Raw genomic sequence first — 19333 nt, 5'->3', positions numbered from 1 at the left:
AGAGACAAATGGATGGCACGTAGGTCGGGTAGAGCGAAGCGGCACCCGACAGCGACGCTTCGGCTTGTGTCGGGTGCCGCTTCGCTCTACCTGACCTACATTTTCCTGATGAACGAGCGATTACCGTGCCGACCGGCTGGGGATCAGGCCGGCCGGTCAGTACCCGAAGCCGGGACGGGATCATGGCAGCAGATGCAGATCTTATTGTCGTCGGGGTCGCGGAAATACGCACCGTAGTAATCGGGATGATAATGGGGCCGGAGACCCGGCTTTCCCTCGTCCCTCGCTCCGGCGGCCATGGCGATGGCGTGACACCGATCGACGGCTTCCCGGCTCGGGGCGAGAAGAGCGACCATGTGCCCGTTGCCCGAATCGGCCCGCTGCCCGTCATAAGGCGCGCCGATCAGGAACAACGGCCGCCCGCCCGCCTTCGGCATCCAGCCTGCCCAGGAATTCTCGGGCTCGCGGAACTTCAGCGGATATCCGAGTTCCGCCATCAGGGCACTGTAGAAGGTGAAGGCGCGCTGAAAATCGGTGATCCCGACATAGACATGGGACAGCATCGGCTTCTTCCCCATCGGATTGGTGGTTGGACAGGAGACGGGAAGCATAGTCCGCGCGATCGTCCCGGCTCGATATTCGACATGCCGGCATCCCGAATACTACAGCCCAGCATAGGCCCGCCGATCCGCCTCCAAATTCCATTCGTGGAAGACATGGAAGGGATCATCGACCTGTTCGGGGACGGCGCGCCTCAGGATCACGCGGCCTTCTTCAAGGCTGTAAGCAATCCTATCGCCTTCGCGCAGCCCGAGTGCGGCACGCACCCGCTGCCGAATGGTCGTCTTTCACTTGCGAGTAAGCTTGCTGGCAACCATCGGACCTCCGCGGGTAGGAGCGATCGACCGTAAGGCGATCAGCCAACCAAAGACTATCGTAGTCATCGATCCGCACCCTCTAGAATCAATTTGCCACGATCAATAAGCCACCGTTCCTGGTAGGCTCTACGAGCTGCCCATCCAACATCTCGCATGTATGTGCCATTAACAGCCGCTCCCACACCAGCACCAATAAAGGGAATTGCTTGCAATGCTTTTCTTTTTGTTAGATTGATTCCAAGTTGACTTGCTAATGTACGAATGGCAATCAGCGCAGCTTCGCGGCTTAAAGTCTGCTCAGCGGCTATTTCCGCCATTTTCTTCCAGCTTTGACGAAGAAGAGTTACCTGCAAGCTTCGCAAAGTCGTTACAGCTGCCGTCTTTTCTGCCATAGTATTCGCTCCTGCCGCCCCAAGAACAGACATTACAAATTTCTTTTCAATATCGTCTTTTCTATCATATCCATAGGCATTCCCAATGCTTCTAATAGTCCTAAGAGATAAAGTAATAACTGCCGGGACATCTACAGGAATTCCGTATATTCCAGCAGCACCCGCCAGACTGCCTTCAGTTACAGCATAGCCTATTGCCCAATTTTGGATCGAGTCTGCTTGCGCATCCGCAATTTCTAAATCATTGAACTCCTTTACGCAGACATTACTAGTGGCTCGGCACAGTGGTTTTGATGAGTTCAGGCGGCTTGCTTGAGGGAGGGCTCCGGATCGGGATAGGCATGGCCCATCTTCTCACGCGCCCGCTCGGTGGTGAACATCCAGGTAATGCGGGCGCCCTCGGCGTTGCGCCGGCGCTGCCAGGCTGCCACCTCGGCCTCGAGGCGCTCGCGCTCGGCGATGCGGCGGTCCAGGCACTGGGAGCGCAGCACGCCGATCTCGATCTCGACCATGTTCAGCCAACTCGCGTGCTTGGGCACGAAGTGGAAGTCCAGCCGGCGCAGCACCCGGCGCGCCTCGCACGCCGGGAACGCCTCGTAGAGCGCCCCGGCCGAATGGGTTGACAAATTGTCCAGCACCACGCGGATCCGCTCGGCCTCGGGGTAGTGGACGTCGACCAGGTCGCGCATGCACGCGGCGAAGTCGCGCCCCGTGCGCCGGTCGGTGACCTTGACCGCGCGCCAGGGGCGGTGCGCGTCGAGGAACACGAACAGGTTGGCGGTGCCGTTGCGCCGGTACTCATAATCGAACCGCTCCGGCTGCCCCGGCGCGGCCGGGACCGGCTCGCGCGCCTCGCCGATCAGCTGGGTCGGGCTCTCGTCGAAGCACACCACCGGGCGCGCCGGGTCGGGCGCCTCGGCGTAGAGGTCGAGCACGTCCTCCATGCGCGCGACGTACTCGGCGTCGACGCGCGGGATGCACCACATGTCCCGGCGCCACGGCTTCAGGTCGTTCTCGGCCAGCCGCCGCCGGACCGTCTCGCCGGACACGGCGTCGTGCCCGGTCAACGCGACCAGCGCTCCCGCCAGCAGGTCGAGCGTCCAGCGCGCCCGGCCCTCGGGCGGCTCGGAACAGGCGGTCGCCACCAGCAGGGCCTCCTCCTTGCCCGACAGCTTGCGCGGCGCCCCCGGCCGCGGCCGTTCGCCCAGCGCGGCGTCCAGGTTGCCCGCGACGAAGCGGCGCCGGGTCCGGTGCACCGTGGCCGTGCCGACCGCCAGGGTGGCGGCGATCGCCTCGTCGCCGTGGCCCGCGTCGGCCGCCAGCAGGATCTGCGCCCGCTTGACCTTGCGCACGGCTTGCCGACCCCCGCTGACCAGGGCCTGCAGCTCGGTCCGCTCGGCTTCGCTCAGATCCACGCGGTAGCGTACAGTCATCGGGCCTCCTCGACGCTCAAAGCCCCGACAACCCGATGGCCGCCGCGATGTCACAGCCCCACCCGGAACCGAATTTCACGCCCAAGCAAGGGCAGTATTTGGCGTTCATCCACGCCTACACCTGCATCAATGCCCGACCGCCCGCCGAGGCCGACCTGCAGCGCTTCTTCGGCGTCACCCCGCCCACCATCCACCAGATGGTCCTCGCCCTCGAACGCACCGGCCTCATCCAGCGCACCCCCGGTGCCGCCCGCAGCATCAGGCTGCTCGTGCCACCGGAGAGCCTGCCGGTCCTTCAAAGGCCCGAAGCCAGCTCATCATAATCACTGTGCCGAGCCACTAGATGGAATTGTTTGCTGGGCAATCCAGTCAGATGCATGAAGGGCTCCTTCTATAGCCGATGTCGGAACGACCCTCCCGACCACCCAAGTTACAGGAGTGAAAGCTACGCCAATAGCATTATCAATAATGCTTGGCTTCTGAGACTTCCAAGCCTGAATACCACAGTGTTGATTTTTCTCATATTCGTTCATTGATTCTTCCATGTTAATTTCCTTTTGGGATGGCTGTTATCAGGTAATTATCAAAAAAGTCTGTCTTCCATCACAATTGTCTATATTTTTTAATAGAAATACAAAGTACTTATTGCTTCAGCGGAGTGCACAAAACTAAGAATTCTATACTTCTGCGAAGGCAATGCAATTATTGCCCCGATGTATTAAAACTATCTTAAATCTCTAATTCGCTTTAGTGCCCGTTTGAGAAATGCGTGGGGGTGTAGGCTTGAGGTAAAGTCACCTACCCAAAGGGTATGTAGACCCAAGAACATCGTGATCGTCAGAAGCAGTTCGAACGCCGGCGTTATGCGACGGATTTGAGTGATGCGGAGTGGGCGTACATCCAGCCGTTGCTGCCCGGAGCGGCAAGCCGGGGCCGGAAGATCAAGGTTGATCTTCGGGAGATCCTGAACGCGTTGCGCTATCTGGCCCGGACGGGCTGCGGCTGGCGCATGCTGCCGGCACTTCTTCGCCGATGGCGCCTACGATCGCGGCAAGCTGATGAGTGCCGCAGACTACCAGGACTTCACCCTCGAGGTCGTGCACAAGGTGGCGGAACAGAAGGGCTTCCAGGTGCTGCCACGGCGATGGGTGGTCGAACGATCCTTCGGCTGGATGACACGCTGGCGCAGGCCGGTCCACAACTACGAGGTCCGTTGCGACGTCGGGCGAGAGTGTCAGGAATTTCGGTTCTCCCGCACTTTGCGTGGAACGTCTGGTCTGAGACCGTCTCGCAAACCTTCCGGCCGAGATCACATATCATGATGTGAATGAGTTCTTCCCAGTTCCGGGCTGCTGCGTTGAGCATGTGACGCGGATCAGCCCAACGAGCATCCAGATTTCAGCCCAGGTTGTACGGCACGAGGCGATCTGCCCCGACTGCGGCACTGCCAGCCAGGCGGTCCACAGCCGATACCAGCGTCATCCTGCCGATCTGCCAAGCCTGGGCGGCGAGGTTCGCCTGCTTCTCAGCGTCCGCCGGTTCTATTGCCGGAACCCGGCCTGCGCTCGCCTGACCTTTGCCGAAACCATACCGGATCTGCTGGCGCCGAAAGCACGACGGACACGGCGGCTTGCCGCTACCCAAGGGCGGATCGGCATCGCCTGCGGCGGGGAAACCGGTGCTCGCCTGATGCGGTTCCTGGGCATGCCCGTCAGTGCCGACACCGTTGTCCGGCTCGTGCGCGCCGTTCCCCTTCCAGTCCGTGCCCCGCCGCGGGTCCTGGGTGTTGACGACTGGGCGCGCCGGAAAGGGCAGACCTACGGCACCATCCTGGTCGACCTGGAGGAGCACCATGTCGTCGACCTGCTGCCTGATCGCACGGCGCAGACCCTGGCGGCATGGCTCCGCGAGCACGACACGGTCAGCGTGATCGCGCGGGACCGGTCCACCGAGTATGCCCGCGGTGCCAACCTCGGCGCGCCGGGCGCGACTCAGGTCGTGGACCGCTGGCACCTGCTTCGAAACCTGCGGGAGATGATCGAGCGCTGGCTGGCGGGCATTCACGACCGCCTGCGCCAACTGCCTCCGGTGCACACCGGCGAGTTGTCACCGCGGCAACGGCGCGGAACCTTCTCGCGGACCCGAAGCGAGACGGCCCGCACGCAAGATAGCCGTGCCCGGCGCCTGGCCCGGCATGAGGAGGTGCATAGACGTCTCCAGGCCGGCGAGACGATCCTGGCGATCAGCCGCGCCATGGGGATCTCCCGGCAGACGGTTCGATCCTTCGCCTCCGCGCAGAGCTTCCCCGAGCACGCCGAAAGGCGTCCTGTCACGAGCGCTCTGGATCCCTGGCTCGATCATTTGGAAAGCCGGCTCGCGGAGGGATGTGCGAACGTGGCGGAGCTGTGGCGTGACATCAGGGAAAGGGGCTATCCCGGATCGGTCCAGCAACTGCATCGGTGGGTGGACCGGCGACGCGAGGTTCCGGCACCATCCGGCCGGCCGTCGGAGCGCAAGCCCATACTGGCGTCGGCCCGGCAGCTTGCCTGGCTTCTGGTACGTTCCCCGGACGCCCTGGACGAAACCGGGAAGGCGACACTGGCGTGGATCGCCCAGGATGCCGAGGTTGCGCGCCTCAATCCTCTGATCGCCCGGTTTGGCGACCTGGTGCGCGCCTGCGGCGTCACTCGGGGAAAAGCCCCGGAGGATTCTCCGGCGATCCTGGCGCGCTGGCTGGATGAAGCGGAGGCCTGCGGCACCCCGGTCGTCGAAACCTTTGCCGCCGGCCTGCGTCAGGATCAAGCGGCGATCCAGGCCGCTCTGACCCTGCCGTGGAGCAGCGGCCAAGCGGAAGGACAGATCAACAAGCTCAAGCTCATCAAGAGGCAGATGTACGGGCGCGGAAACTTCGATCTCATCCGCCGCCGTGTCCTCCTGGCCGCCTGATCCACGCAAAGTGCGGGAGAACCGAAATTCCTGACACTCTCGTCTCGGGCAGCATGACATACCTTGCCATGGGCGCACTCATGCTCAGAAGAATCACCCATTCATGATTCTTCAAACGGGCACATATAGCACCACGAAAGGGCGAAGCTCGGCGAGGCATCCACTACAGATGGCATCGCACGCCCGCATACTGCTATTTCAGCGCAATTGACAACACACGTGCATTCGGCGCACTCTTCGCACGCCGTCGTACCCCGCGAGGCGGCCGAGCAAGGAGTTACCAGCTCCCCACCCGGCCTAACCACCGATCCGACCGTCTAAGGACCAAATCGATGGCTACCCAAGCCCATACCACACCCGGCGCCTTGTTGCGCCAATCTTTGTTCTCCGCCGCCGCAGGGGTTTCGATCCCTGCGGCGGCGGGAACACCCGTTCCCGATTCCTGACCGCCGCCGGCATCGACAGGCATGCATGCGCCTGAACGGGACCATGATCGGGCGTCAGCCCAGGCCATGACCGTTCGCGATTCCATGGCAGCGTGAAGGCATCCTTCGACATGAAGAACGACGATCCCCCCGGCGGGGAGCGAACGGGCGACTCCGTCCTGGGCTCCGCCCTGATGAACCACGCCCTCGACGTACTGGCCGTCCTGAAGGACAGCGGCGTCACCGTCACCGAGTTGGAACCGACCGACGCCATGCTAAGGGCCGGGATGGCCGTGGCCGGCAACAGTGCCGAACAGGTCCGGACCATCTTCCGGGCTATGCTCGTGGTCGGCGGCGGCTCGGTCAACCGGCTGCAATAGCCGGGGCGCCTGCTGGGCCGAAACGGAACCCTCAGCCGCCGCCCAGGCCGGCGCCACGATCATTACGCTTCCGGAATAGCAGCCTGGACCGGCGTCCCCCAGCACCCCACATGCCTGTCATGAGAAAACTGATCATCATGGCCGCCCTGCTGCTGCCCATCGGCACGGCGGCGGCTCAGGTGCCGGGGGAACGCAACGTCATTTCTCCCCACCGCACCCCTGTGCCGGGCGAACGGATCGACCCGTCCGACCGGGGACGGGCAGAGCTATACCGGGACCAGCTCCGCGAAAGCCAGGAGCGCCGCGAGTTGCTGGACCGCCAAGGCAAGGCGGACATCCTGGACCGGCGCGAGCTGCTGGACCTGCGGGACGAGTCACGTCGGATGGACAGGGCGCTGGAGCGGTAGGCACGCCGGATTCGGGAGGGTGCGCGTCCCGCGCACCACGGGCGGCGGGACGCCGCCCCTCCGCGAAAAGGAAGCGTCAGGCCGCCGAGCCCGGATCGACCCGGCGCAGGCGGAGCGCGTCGGCGATGGCGCGGCGAAGCTGGCGCGGCTCGAAGGGTTTGCGCAGGAAGATCTCCGCCTCGGCCTCCTCCGCCTGGGCGGCGTCGATCTGGCCGGAGATCATCAGAGCGCCGATGTTGAAGCGCTGGCGAAGCTCGCGCGCGGCGGCGATGCCGTCGCTGCCGTCGGCCAGCCGGACATCCATCACCACCAAGTCGGGACGATGCTCCTCGGCGAGGCGCAGGGCCTCGGTCCGGGTACGCGCCAGTCCGCATACCGTATAGTCCATTCCCTCGATCAGCCGCTCCAGATCCATCGCGATCAGCATCTGATCCTCGACGATCAGAATCTTGCAGCCTTCCGTCATAAAAGCCTCCCGCTCACCGGCGCTGCCCCGGGGCGCGCCGCGACAGCACACTCTAACGCCGAAAGCCTCCGGTCGATGACAACGAAGGAGTAGAGGTCGGGTAGGAGTAGAGGTTGACGCCCGGAACTTAACCGCACCCTGAGGGTTGGGCGGACACCGTACAAACCAAGGGTGCATCCGATGGCGACCTCAGCCGCCGCTCCGACCTCGATCGAACTGGCTTCTTCCGAACGTACCGTGATGGCCGTGCTGCGCGGCGAGGCCTTGCAGATTCTCCAGAGGGATGTGCTTCCGGCATATCTCCTGCGCCACCGCTGGTACGGCGCCAAGGATGCCGGCACGCCTGCCGTCGCCCTGGCGGCGGGCGAGGAGCTGCCGACCGAAGACGGGCCGGCGCTGCTGGCGACGCTCCGCGTGCAGCCGCCGGGCGCGGCCGAGCAGCGCTACTTCCTGCCGCTCATGCTGATATGGGGCGACGCGGCCGACCCCGGCGACCCGGCTGTCCTGGCGAGCATCCGCCAGGACGGGCGCGCCGGCGTGCTGATCGACGCCTTCGCCCGCGACGCCTTCGTGCGGGCCCTGCTGGCGCGGATGGCGGCGGAGAGCGGCGGCGGGAAAACCGTCACGGCGGAAGCGGCGCCTGCGATCCAGCGCTCCCGGACGGAACAGTCCAACACCTCGATCCGGATCGGCGGCAGCGCGATGCTGAAGGGCTTCCGCAAGCTGGAGCCGGGCATCCATCCCGAGGTGGAGGTCGGTCGTTTCCTGACCGGAACGGCCAAGTTCGCCAATACCCCCGCCCTGCTCGGCACGATCGAGCAGACCGACGAGTCCGGCCGGCCGATCGCGCTGTGCGTCCTCCAGGCTCTGGTGCCGGACGCGGAGGACGCCTGGGGGCACGTGCTGGAGCGGGCGAAGACGCCGCCCGGCCCGGAGCTGCTGGCGCTGGTCGGCCGGCTGGGGCAGCGCACCGCCGAGATGCACCACGCGCTGGCAGCGCGGACCGACGACCCGGCCTTCCGGGCCGAGCCGGTCGGCGGCGAAACGATCGGCGAGTGGGTCGAGGCGGTGCGGACCATGGCCCGGACCACCCTGGCGTCGCTGGAACGCGCCCTGCCCGGCCTGTCCCCGGAGGTGCGCGGCGATGCCGAGAAACTGCTGGCCCGGCGGGACGAGCTGATGGGACGGTTCGACGCGCTGGCGCCCAAGGATTTGGAGGTGAGCCGCACCCGGCTGCACGGCGACTATCACCTGGGTCAGGTCCTGGTGTCGCGCGGCGACGTCTTCATCATCGATTTCGAAGGCGAACCGATGCGCCCCTTGGCGGAGCGGCGCGCCAAGCATTCGCCGCTGCGCGACGTGGCGGGCATGCTGCGCTCCTTCGCCTATGCCGCGGCGACCGCCAAGCCGGACCGGCCGGAGGACTGGACGCGGACGGTGACCGAGACCTTCCTGACCGCCTATCGCGAGGCGGTGAAAGGCGCGCCGGGCCATCCCGAAAACCCCGCCCACGCCGACAGCCTGCTCCGGCTGTTCCTGTTCGAGAAGGCGCTCTACGAGGTCGGCTACGAGCTGGCGAACCGGCCGGACTGGGTCGCGATCCCGCTGAAGGGCGTGGTGGAGCTGCTGGACGGGGCCTCATCCTCCCCCGCCCCATCGGCCACGCCGGCGCTCGACAAGCTGGCCGAGCGGGCCGGCATCGAGCTGGAATACAAGAGCGCCACCGGGCAGATGGTGCGCATGTCGGAGAGCGCCAAGCGCAACATGCTGGCCGCCCTAGGCCACGACGTGCCCGACGAGCGCGCCGCGGGCGCGCGGCTGGAGGCCCTGGAACAGGCCGACCTGGGCCGGCCGCTGCCGCCGGTCGCGGTGGTCCGGGCCAGCCGGCGGCGGATCGAGGTGCCGCTCTCCTTCACCCCCAGCGCCGCCCAGCTGCGCTGGCATGTATCGGAGGAAGGCGGCCGGCGGCACGAGGGGACCGTCAAGTTCTCCGACCTGGAACTGCTGCATACCGGCGAGCATGCCGGACGCGCGGTGGAGCGTCGGCGGCTGGTGATCGAGCAGGAGCTTCCGCCCGGATACCATACCCTGGCCGTGGGCGGCGGCGGGATGGATGAGGCGACCATGCCGCTGATCGTGACCCCGGACCGCTGTTACCTGCCGCCGGAGGTGTCGCAGGGCAACGGGATCTGGGGCATCTCCGCCCAGCTCTATCTGTTGCGCTCCCGTGACGACTGGGGCATCGGCGATTTCGCCGACCTCAAGAGCTTCGTCGGCAAGTCCGCCGACCTGGGCGCGTCGGTGATCGGGCTGAACCCGCTGCACACCATGTTCCCGGACAACCCGGACCATGCCAGCCCCTACTCCCCGGCGAGCCGGCTTTACCTGAACATCCTCTACATCGATCCGGCCAAGGTCCCGGACTATGCCGGATGCGAACGGTGCCGGGTGCTGATGGAGGCGCCGGAGTTCAAGCGCAGGCTCCAGGCCGCCCGCGACGCCGACCTGGTCGATTACGCCGAGGCGACGGCCCTGAAGCTGCCCGTGCTGGAGGTACTGTTCCAGCAGTTCAAGGAGCGGGCCTCGGCGGAGCGCCGGGACGCCTTCGCCCGGTTCCGCCGCGAGCAGGGCGAGCCGCTGGAGCGGCTCTGCCGGTTCCTGGCGCTGCGGGCGCATTTCGCGCCGGACAAGGCGGACTGGCGCACTTGGCCGCCGGAATACCGGAAGCCCGACGGCGAGGCCGTCGATCGTTTCGCCCGCGAAAACGCCGACCGGATCGACTTCCACGCCTGGGCCCAGTGGGTCGCCGACGAGCAGCTGGCCGAAGCCGCCGCGGAGGCCGGGGCGCGCGGCATGGCGGTCGGCCTCTACCGCGACTTGGCGGTCGGGGCCGACAGCAGCGGCGCGGAAACCTGGGCGAACCCCGGGCTGGTGGTGTCGTCGGCCCATGTCGGGGCGCCGCCCGACCTGTTCAACCCGGCCGGGCAGGATTGGGGACTGCCGCCGTTCGACCCGCAGGCGCTGCGCGAGCAGGCCTATGCCGGCTTCATCGACCTGGTGCGGGCCAACATGCGCCATGCCGGCGGCCTGCGGATCGACCATGTCATGGCGCTCCAGCATCTCTACTGGATCCCGGAGGGCAAGCCCGCGTCGGAGGGGGTCTACGTCTCCTATCCGATGGACGACATGGTCGGCATCCTGGCGCTGGAGAGCCAGCGCAACCGCTGCCTGGTGGTCGGCGAGGACCTGGGCACCGTGCCGGAAGGCTTCCGCGAGCGCATGACCGAGGCCGGCATCCTGTCGTACCGGGTGGTCTTCTTCGAATATGCCGAGGGCGGCGGCTTCGTCGGGCCGGAGGACTATCCGCACCTGGCGCTGTCCACCGTGGGCAGCCACGACCTCGCGACGCTGCGCGGCTGGTGGGAGGAGCACGATATCGGCCTGAAGGAGCGCCATGGCCTCTACCCCGGCGCCGACGAGGCCCGGAACCAGCGGGACCTGCGCGCCCGCGACAAGCAGGCGCTGCTCGACGCCCTGAAGGCGGCCGGGCTGGACCTGCCGTCGGGCTTCTCGGCGGAGTCCGACTATGACGACGCGCTGTCGGAGGCGGTCCACCTGTTCCTGGCGCGAACCCGCTCCGGCATCGCGATGGTCCAGATCGACGACCTGACCGAGGAGCCGCACCAGGTCAACCTGCCCGGCACCACCGATCAGCACCCCAACTGGCGCCGCAAGCAGTCGCTGAGCCTTGAGGAACTAAACGGCAACCCGCGCGTTGTCGCGCTGGCACGGATCTTCCGGGACGCCCGCCCGCTCTCTTCCTCCGCCAAGAAGGCCGATATTCGATGAATGATTCCAGCGGCACGCCCATTCCGCGGGCAACCTACCGTCTTCAGTTCAACAAGGATTTCCAGTTCGACGACGCGAGCGCGCTGGCCGAATACATGGCGCGGCTGGGTGTCAGCCATCTCTATGCCTCGCCCTACATGAAGGCGCGGCCGGGCAGCACGCACGGCTACGACATCGTCGACCACAACGCGATCAACCCGGAGCTGGGCGGCGAGGAAGGCTTCAGGCGGCTGATCGCGGCGTTGAAGGAGGCCGGGCTGGGCCAGATCGTGGACTTCGTGCCCAACCACATGGGCGTCGGCGGCTCCGACAATGCCTGGTGGCTGAACATCCTGGAATGGGGCCAGGACTCGGCCTATGCCGGCTATCTCGACATCGACTGGGAGCCCGACCGCCGCTTCCTCCAGGGCAAGCTGCTGATCCCGTTCCTGGGTGACCAGTACGGCAAGGTGCTGGAGGACGGCGACCTGGCGCTGAAGTTCGACCCGGAGGAAGGCACCTTCGCGGTCTGGGCGTACGGCACCCACAAGCTGCCGATCTGCCCGCTGAACTATGCCGAGATCCTGGGCCACGACAATCCCGACCTGGAGAACCTGGGCGACGCCTTCGGCGCGCTGCCGACCTTCCGGCCCCACGTGGAACGCCGCGCCTCCGAGCTGAAGGCGGAGCTGGCGAGCCTGGTCGCTGAGAAGCCGGAGGTGGCGCAGGCCGTCGAGGCGGGCATCAAGCGGTTCACCGGGACGGCGGGCCAGCCCGACAGCTTCCGGGCGCTGCACGACCTGATCCAGCAGCAGAACTGGCGCGCCGCCTATTTCAAGGTCGCTGCCGACGACATCAATTATCGCCGCTTCTTCAACATCAACGAGCTGGCCGGCCTGCGCATGGAGCAGCCGGAGCTGTTCGACCTGAGCCACCGGCTGGTGCTGGACTTGGTCGAGGACGGCACGCTGGACGGCATCCGGATCGACCATATCGACGGCCTCGTCGATCCCAAGGGCTACTGCATCCGCCTGCGCGAGAAGGCGCCGCGCCCGTTCTATCTGGTGGTCGAGAAGATCCTGGCGCACCATGAGCACCTGCGCGAGGACTGGCCGATCGAGGGCACGACCGGCTACGAGTTCACCAACCTGGTGGGCGGCATCTTCGTGGATGCGGCGGGCGAGGAGGCCTTCAACCGGATCTACACCGATTTCACCGGCCAGACCCGGTCTTTCGAGGACATCGTCCACGAGAGCAAGATCCGGATCATGGAGCACGAGATGGCGAGCGAGCTGAACGTGCTCGCCCGCGACGCCGCCCGGATCGCCCGGTCCAACTGGCGGACGGCCGACTTCACCAACAACATCCTTCATTCCGCCCTGAAGGAGATCGTCGCCCGCTTCCCGGTCTACCGGACCTATATCGACGGCACGACCCCGGCGGAGAGCGACCGGCGCTACATCGACTGGGCCATCGCCCAGGCGCGCCGGGCGGTGGACGCGGCCGACCCCAGCGTGTTCGACTTCCTCCAGGCGCTGCTGACCGGCGACCTGGTGGCCGAGCCGCGCAGCGGCTACAGCCGTTTCGCCGTGATCCGTCTGGCCATGCGGGTGCAACAGTACAGCGGGCCGGTGATGGCCAAGGGGCTGGAGGACACGGCCTTCTACCGCTACAACCGGCTGGTCTCCCTGAACGAGGTGGGCGGCCACCCCGAGCTGTTCGGCGTCAGCGTCAGCGCCTTCCATTACGCCAACGCGGAGCGGGCGCGGCGCTGGCCGCACGCGATGCTGGGCACCTCGACCCACGACACCAAGCGGGGCGAGGACACCCGCGCCCGCATCAACGTGCTGTCGGAGATGCCGGAGGAGTGGGAACGCCAGATCCGCACCTGGAGCCGGATGATCCGCGCCCGGCGCGGCGACATGGCCGGCACCGCCCCGCCGGACAAGAACGACGAGTACCTGCTGTACCAGCTCCTGGTCGGTTCATGGCCGGCCGAGCTGACCAACGTCACGCAGCCGGACGCGGCCCTGCTGAAGGGCTATATCGGTCGTGTCGAGGGCGCGATGATCAAGTCGATCCGCGAGGCCAAGGTCCATTCGACCTGGGCCGCCCCCAACACGGAGTACGAGGAGGCGGTCATCGCCTTCCTGCACGAATGCCTGGACGTCTCCCGCCGCAGTCCCTTCCTCGAAGCCTTCGTGCCGTTCCAGGCGCGGGTGGCGAAGCTGGGCGCGCTCAACGGCCTGGCGCAGGCGCTGCTGAAGCTGACCGTCCCGGGCGTGCCCGACATCTACCAGGGCTCCGAGATGTGGAACCTCAGCCTGGTCGATCCGGACAACCGGCTGCCGGTGGACTATGACATGCACCAGCGGGCGCTCGACCAGCTGGAAGGCGAGCTGGAGCAGGACCCGGCCTGCCTGCCCGCCCTGTTCGACCATTGGCAGGACGGCGTCGTCAAGCTGGCTGTGACCCGGCAGGCGCTGAAGCTGCGCACCGAGAAGCCTGAGCTGTTCGCCCACGGCTCCTACGAGGCGCTGGCGGCGCAGGGCGCCAAGGCCGACCAGGTCTGCGCCTTCGCGCGGATCCATGAGGGCGACAGCGTGATCGTCGCGGTGCCCCGGCTGGTCGCCCGGCTGGAGGACGATCCGGACTGGGGCGACACGGCGGTGGTTCTGCCGACCTCGGTCGGCGCCGGCCGCTGGCGCAACCTGCTGACCGACGCCGTGATCGAGGCGGAGCCCCGGGAAGACGGCGCCGCTTTCCCGGCCGGCACGCTGCTGGGCAAGTTCCCGTTCGCGCTGCTGGTTCCGGAGGGGTGAGATCAAGCACCTTGCTGATCGGGCGACGCCGGCCGGGGCGGGAACGATACCGCCTTCCATCCGTCGAGGACTCGCCAAGAGTGATCGGGCTCAGGGCGGAACCACGGATCGGACAGGCGGCATGCGGACGGGCGGCACGGCGAGGGAGCGGAATGGACGGCGGTCGTTGCCGCTCCTCGCCCGGCGGTTGATACCGCCGGCGCGCCACGCCCCGACCCCCCTCCTGGCGGCGGAAGGGGCGCCGATCGGTTCTTCGCACGCGAGCGGGAGCGACCTGCTGCCGCACGGGGAAATGCTGCGCCGGGTGTCCCATGGCGCGATGTGAGCCTGGAACGCCGGCCCGGCCCGGATCGCTTTCGGATGCCGGCGGCATCATGCTGCGGCTGGCGGCGGCGGGGCTTTTCACGCTCATGTCGCTGTTCGTCCGGCTGGCGTCCTTCGAGGCGCCGGTCGGGCAGATCGTCTTCTATCGCAGCGCCTTCGCCCTGGTGCCGATCGTGGCCTATCTCCTCTGGCGCCGGCAGTTCCCCCACGGGCTGAGGACCAGCCGGCCGGGCGGCCACCTGAAGCGCAGCCTGTTCGGCTGCACCGCCATGTTCTTCTCCTTCGTGTCGCTGGCCCACCTGCCGCTGGCGCTGGCCTCCGCCCTGGCGTTCCTGGCGCCGCTGCTGCTGGTGCCGACCGCCATGGTCGCCTTGAAGGAACGGCCCGGCGCGGTCGTGGTCGGGGCGGCGCTCGCAGGATTCCTCGGCGTCGCCCTGATGCTGGCGCCGGCGTTCGAGGGGCCGTCGCTCGACTCAGGCACGCTGATCGGCGTCGCCGCCGGCCTGGCGATGGCGGTCACGACGGCGTCCGCGAAGGTCCAGATCAAGGTGCTGACCGGAACGGAGCCGGCGGGCACCATCGCCTTCTACTTCGCCGTGGTGTGCGCCCTGGCGGGCCTCGCCACCTTCCCCCTCGGCTGGGCCTCGCCCACGGGCGCCGCGCTGGCCTGTCTGATCGGGGCCGGGATCGCCGGCGGGCTGGCGCACATCGCCATGACCGAGGCGCTGGCCCGGGCCCCGGCCTCGACGCTGGCGCCATTCGAGTACACGTCCATGATCTGGGCGCTCCTCTTCGACGCGGCCATATTCGGCATGCTGCCGTCGCCCCTCGGGCTGGCCGGCGCCCTGGTGATCGTCGCGTCGGCGGCGGTGGTCGCCTTCGCCGACGGCATCGTCCCCGGGCGCCGGGCCCCGGCCGCTACTCCGCCGGCGGAGTGCCGATCAGGCCCAGGCCACCCTCCTGGTCCAGCGCGAAGACCAGGAACTGGGTGAACTGGGTGTCGCTGAAGTTGTTGTCGCTGACGAAGGTCAGGCTCTGCCGCCCGTCGGGCAGCACCGGACCCAGCGCCATCCCCTCCACATTGTCGAGCGGCAGGCCGATCCCGGCGAAGTCGAACACCAGCTCCTTCTCCACCGCCTTCGGCGCCTTGTCCAGGCCGTCGAGGGCCTCGATCCCGGAGATGTCGTCGGCACCGCCGATCCGCGCCTCGTAGAGCTTGATCGTGTTGCCCACGCCCGTGCTGAACGACCGTTCCAGCGCCAGCAGCGTCCCCGTATTGTCGAGGGCGAGCAGATCGACAAGGCCGTTGGTGGCGAAGGCGTCCCCGGGCACCGGCGGCTCGGCGACGGCGTCGGTCTCGTACAGGTATTCCGCCTTGACGGTCCCGTCGGCGGTGTCGAAGGCAAGGATGCGCGACGGGCTGCCCTGGTCCGGGCCGGCGGCCGGGCCGTCCTGCGCCAGCGCGTTCTCGGTGGCGGAATAGAGCGTCCGCTCGTCCGGCGTCAGCGTCAGGCTCTCGAAGGCGAGGTTGTTCCGGATGCCGGACCCGCCGTCCCCGGCCGGCAGGAATTTCTCCGGGATGTCGAAGGCCCCGGTCTGCCGGCCTTCCAAGGAGAACTCGTTGACGAAGGGCGGGATCACGGCGCTCGCGTCGCCTTCGGAAGAGATATAGAGCTTGCCCGAGCCGGCATAGGCCAGCCCTTCCGGATCGACCGCGGCTTCGGCGAAGGGCTCGCCGTCGGCGTCCGACAGGAAGGTCACGCCGGTGACGGTGAGGTCGTCATTGGCGAAGCGGCCGTCGGCCAGGTCCAGCTCCAGCGTATAGAAGCGCGGCGCGCCGGTGTCGCCGCCGCGGCTGTCGGACAGCGCGTGGAAGACGCCGCGTTCCGCGTCCCAGGTCAGGGCGGACAGGCCGCCGATCTCGGTCCCCTCGAACTCGGTGCCGGTGGCGAGGAACGCGGCACCCTGGAACTCGACCCCCTTGACGTCCACGGCAGGCTGCTCGGTGATCCGCAGATCCGCCCAGACCAGCCGGTGGTCCGACGCGTCGATCAGGTCGGCGCCCGGCCGGCCCGGCGCGGGCCAGAAGACGCCGGCATCCTTCACGTCGAGGCCGTTGACGGACGGCAGGACGTAATCCACCCGCAGGTTGCCTGGCGGTTCGGAGAAGTCGGCGGTGTCCAGGGCGGGATGACCCAGATGGTCCAGGTTGACGCCGCCATCGGCGAAGCTGTCCACCACGGCGCCTTCGCTGTCGGGGGCGACGGTGGGATCCACCCAGGGATTGCCGACGATCTGCTGGGCGGCACCCGGCACGCTGTCGCCGTCGAACGGGTCCGTGTTGTAATCGCCGACGATCACGAAGCGCTCGCCGGCGCCCAGGCTGCCCGTCTTGCCGGCATCGTCCTGGATGTAGCCGCCGCCGTCGGGCGTCACATAGTCGTCCCAGAAGCGGATCTCGTCATAGTTTCGCAGCCCGTTGCGGTCCTCCGGCCCATCGAACACCGGAGGCGTCGGGTGGGCCGCCAGGACATGGACGATCTCGCCGTCGATCTCTACCGGCACGTCCACGTGGTTCTTGGACGACAGGCGGAGGACGTCCAGTTCCTCGTCGCTGTAGAAACCTTCCGGGATGCGGGCGTCGGGCATGTCCTTCCACAGGAACTCCTGGAAGGTGCGGACCTGGTCCTCGACGATCGGGTGCTTGGAATAGATCACGAAGGCGAACTGGCCGGGGAAGGCGCCGAAGCCGTAAGCGTCGTTCGGGCCGCCGACCGAGCCGTCATTGTCGAGGTCGAAGCCGGAGGGAACGCCGGTGTTGCTCGCCGCCACGTACTGGTACGGGTAATCGACAGGGTCCTGCCCGTTCTGCCCGACCTTCAGGTAGTTGTCGCGGAACAGGTCGGCGGCCTTGCCCTCGGCGTCATAGTCGAACTCGTTGACCAGCACGATGTCGGGGTCGGTGCGCTGGATGATCTCGGCGACCTTCCGGGCCTGCCCGTCGGCGCCGGTGGAGAGGTCGGTGATCAGCTCGCCCTCCTCCGCCCGGTTCAGCGAGGCGTTATAGGTGGCGACGCGGATCCGGTCGCCGACGCCGGTCAGGTCCTCGATCACGTCGGCAGCGGCGCCGGGCTGGTCGGTGAAGATGCCGTCCACGCCCAGCCGGGTCAGCAGCGCGACCTGCTCCGGCAGGGTCTGGGCGGTGCCGTCCTCCTCCAGCGCCAGGAAGGGCTCCTCCGCCCGCAGGGTGTAGGGGGTGACCTTCAGGCCGGCCTCATGGGCGTCGGCGACCAGCGGCCGGATCTCGCCGGTCAGGCGCGAGGTGACCTGCGCCCGGCCGTCGCCGTCGGCATCCACCGGGGTTTCCAGCGGTTCGCGGATGATGAAGCTGTCGGTCCAGGGGCCGATCCCCTCGGCATAGGAGTCGGCGATCTGCTTCAGCGCCTCCGACGTGACAAGGTCGGCATAGTCGGTCTCCCCCGTGACCTCGAAGGGCAGTCCGTCATAGACCGAAAGGTCCGCGCCGAGGCCGGCATTGTCCGGGTTGGCGTTGAACGCGATGTCGTAGGGGATGGAGAATCCGCCGCCCGCCTCGTTGAAGAAGGCGCCCTCGACGTCGCCCAGGAGCTGGACCAGCGGCAGGTCGATGCCGGCGGCCGGCATGATCTCGTCCTGGAGTTCCAGCAGGTTGGCGACTTCGAAGCTCTGGATGGTGACGCGGCCGGGATCGGCGAAGCCCTGCTCGGTCACGGTCTCGACCAGCACGCGGCCGGTGTCCACGCCGATCGGCGAGCCGCCGTCCACCACGTCGAGCTGCCCGTTACCGTTGGCGTCCTCGCCGTCGTCCAGCGTGCCGTCGCCGTCGGCGTCCTCGTCCTGGTGGGTGCCCTCGAACTCGAAATAGGTCGGGTGCTTGGTTTCCGGGATGATGCCGATCTTCCGGCCCGTTTCCGCCTCGACTTGCCGGACGAGCTGGATCACCTCCTCGAAGGTCGGAATCTTGAGTTGATCATCGAAGGCGGCGTTCTCCGGCCGGATGTCGGGGATGCGCTCGCGGGCGTTCAGCTGCTTGATCTCGGCCAGCGTGAAATCCTCGCTGAACCAGCCGGCGACCGGATCGCCGTCGAGCACCTTGACGCTGAGCCGGTCGAGAAAGTCGGGCGCGCCGTCCCCGTCGCCGTCGAATTCGGCGACGTTGGTGGTCGCTTGGGTCACCACCGGCCGGCCGTCCTCGCCGAACACGATGTCGCCGTCCTCGTCCAGCGCGACCTGCGCCAGCAGGTTTTCATGCCGGGCGATCAGGACGCCGTCGCGGGTGGTGACCAGATCGGGTTCGATGATGTCGGCGCCCTGCTCGATCGCGAGGCTGTAGGCTTCGAGCGTGTGCTCGGGGCGGGAGCCGCTGGCGCCGCGATGCCCGATGACGAGCGGCAGCCCACCGTCCAGCGGTCGGCCTTCCGGAATGTCGGATGATTGCATGACGGGTTCCCTTCTCCTGGCCCTGCTTCCCATGACGCCGGCCGCCAGTAAATTCGTTGTCGTTGAAGCGGTTGGCCGGCGTCGGGATCCTGGACACCCCGGATGACACTTGCGTGAAGGTGAAGTTAATATTTAACTAACTAAGAAACACACCGAATTTGTATTTGAATATCTGATAGCATTACTTAATACGGCTAAAGACGTTCGACCTGGAGGGATGGAAGAGATCCAGGCCCGACGACTGGCCGGCACGGCCTCCGGTGACCGTTCACCCGACCGGCTGGCTCGTCGCGGTGCCCCGGCTGGTCGTGCAGTTGGAGGACAATCCCGACCGGGGCGATACGGCGGTGGTGCTGCCGACCTCGGTCGGTGCCGGCCGCTGGCGCAACCTGCTGCTGACCGAAGCCGTGATCGAGGCGGAGCCGAGGGAAGACGGCGCCGCCTTCCCAGCCGGCAAGCTGCTGGGCATGTTCCCGTTCGCGCTGCTGGTTCCGGAGGGCTGAGGTGGTGGCCGGGGGTTGCCTGAAAGCGCTTCCCGGCCCTGGGCCCGTCC

14 protein-coding genes and 1 pseudogene are annotated in these 19333 nt (G+C 67.1%); 9 read left to right on the top strand and 6 right to left on the bottom strand.

What is annotated here, in order from left to right:
* Positions 1–143: 143 nt before the first annotated feature.
* From JL101_RS06875 to JL101_RS06865, 3 genes are all read right to left on the bottom strand, one after another.
* Positions 144–563 carry a VOC family protein gene (locus JL101_RS06875; RefSeq protein WP_203101086.1) on the bottom strand — a complete coding sequence of 140 codons (420 nt, stop codon included), beginning with the start codon at positions 561–563 and terminating at the stop codon, positions 144–146.
* 377 nt (positions 564–940) lie between these two features.
* A complete protein-coding gene (locus JL101_RS06870) occupies positions 941–1465 on the bottom strand; it encodes an EcsC family protein (RefSeq protein ID WP_407697433.1) in 525 nt (174 codons plus the stop codon).
* A 104-nt stretch (positions 1466–1569) separates the two neighbouring features.
* The gene (locus JL101_RS06865; RefSeq protein WP_203104623.1) at positions 1570–2703 is read right to left on the bottom strand and encodes an IS630 family transposase; all 1134 of its coding nucleotides are present in this window, start codon (positions 2701–2703) and stop codon (positions 1570–1572) included.
* A gap of 35 nt (positions 2704–2738) precedes the next feature.
* Between JL101_RS06865 and JL101_RS06860 the strand changes: the two genes are divergently transcribed.
* Positions 2739–3026, top strand: a complete 288-nt coding sequence (locus JL101_RS06860; RefSeq protein WP_203104621.1) for a LexA family protein — start codon at positions 2739–2741, stop codon at positions 3024–3026.
* Here the strand turns inward: JL101_RS06860 and JL101_RS06855 are convergent, their stop codons facing one another.
* Complete coding sequence (locus JL101_RS06855) at positions 3027–3248, bottom strand: hypothetical protein (protein WP_228435324.1); 222 nt, start codon at positions 3246–3248, stop codon at positions 3027–3029.
* 275 nt (positions 3249–3523) lie between these two features.
* On the opposite strand from JL101_RS06855, the pseudogene JL101_RS06850 reads away from it, so the two are divergent.
* From JL101_RS06850 to JL101_RS06835, 4 genes and pseudogenes are all read left to right on the top strand, one after another.
* Positions 3524–4025 (top strand): annotated as a pseudogene (locus JL101_RS06850) (transposase); the annotation flags it as partial.
* 1 nt (position 4026) lies between these two features.
* Positions 4027–5649: an ISL3 family transposase gene (locus JL101_RS06845; RefSeq protein ID WP_203098748.1), complete on the top strand. Its 1623-nt coding sequence runs from the start codon at positions 4027–4029 to the stop codon at positions 5647–5649.
* Positions 5650–6205: 556 nt separating this feature from the next.
* Positions 6206–6454: a hypothetical protein gene (locus tag JL101_RS06840; RefSeq protein ID WP_203098750.1), complete on the top strand. Its 249-nt coding sequence runs from the start codon at positions 6206–6208 to the stop codon at positions 6452–6454.
* Between the two features lie 119 nt (positions 6455–6573).
* Positions 6574–6861 carry a hypothetical protein gene (locus JL101_RS06835; RefSeq protein ID WP_202680008.1) on the top strand — a complete coding sequence of 96 codons (288 nt, stop codon included), beginning with the start codon at positions 6574–6576 and terminating at the stop codon, positions 6859–6861.
* A 76-nt stretch (positions 6862–6937) separates the two neighbouring features.
* Here JL101_RS06835 and JL101_RS06830 read toward each other — a convergent pair whose 3' ends face one another.
* On the bottom strand, positions 6938–7327 hold the full coding sequence (locus tag JL101_RS06830; RefSeq protein WP_203098752.1) for a response regulator: 390 nt from the start codon (positions 7325–7327) through the stop codon (positions 6938–6940).
* 180 nt (positions 7328–7507) lie between these two features.
* Here JL101_RS06830 and malQ point away from each other — a divergent pair, with 180 nt between their 5' ends.
* The 3 genes from malQ (at position 7508) to JL101_RS06815 (ending at position 15293) form a co-directional block, all read left to right on the top strand.
* Positions 7508–11176: a 4-alpha-glucanotransferase gene (gene malQ, locus JL101_RS06825; protein ID WP_203098754.1), complete on the top strand. Its 3669-nt coding sequence runs from the start codon at positions 7508–7510 to the stop codon at positions 11174–11176.
* Complete coding sequence (gene treY, locus JL101_RS06820) at positions 11173–13977, top strand: malto-oligosyltrehalose synthase (protein WP_203098756.1); 2805 nt, start codon at positions 11173–11175, stop codon at positions 13975–13977. Before malQ ends, treY begins: the two co-directional genes overlap by 4 nt.
* Before the next feature lie 374 nt (positions 13978–14351).
* On the top strand, positions 14352–15293 hold the full coding sequence (locus tag JL101_RS06815; RefSeq protein ID WP_228435323.1) for a DMT family transporter: 942 nt from the start codon (positions 14352–14354) through the stop codon (positions 15291–15293).
* Here the strand turns inward: JL101_RS06815 and JL101_RS06810 are convergent.
* Positions 15220–18780: an esterase-like activity of phytase family protein gene (locus JL101_RS06810; RefSeq protein ID WP_228435322.1), complete on the bottom strand. Its 3561-nt coding sequence runs from the start codon at positions 18778–18780 to the stop codon at positions 15220–15222. The genes JL101_RS06815 and JL101_RS06810 overlap by 74 nt on opposite strands.
* A 260-nt stretch (positions 18781–19040) precedes the next feature.
* Here JL101_RS06810 and JL101_RS06805 point away from each other — a divergent pair, with 260 nt between their 5' ends.
* Complete coding sequence (locus JL101_RS06805; protein ID WP_203098762.1) at positions 19041–19283, top strand: hypothetical protein; 243 nt, start codon at positions 19041–19043, stop codon at positions 19281–19283.
* Positions 19284–19333 lie beyond the last annotated feature (50 nt).

It is taken from the genome of Skermanella rosea, from assembly GCF_016806835.2.
GTDB classification, from domain to species: Bacteria; Pseudomonadota; Alphaproteobacteria; order Azospirillales; family Azospirillaceae; genus Skermanella; species Skermanella rosea.
The sequence above is the reverse complement of the archived record's forward strand: the minus strand, read 5'-3'. Positions and strand labels throughout refer to the sequence as shown.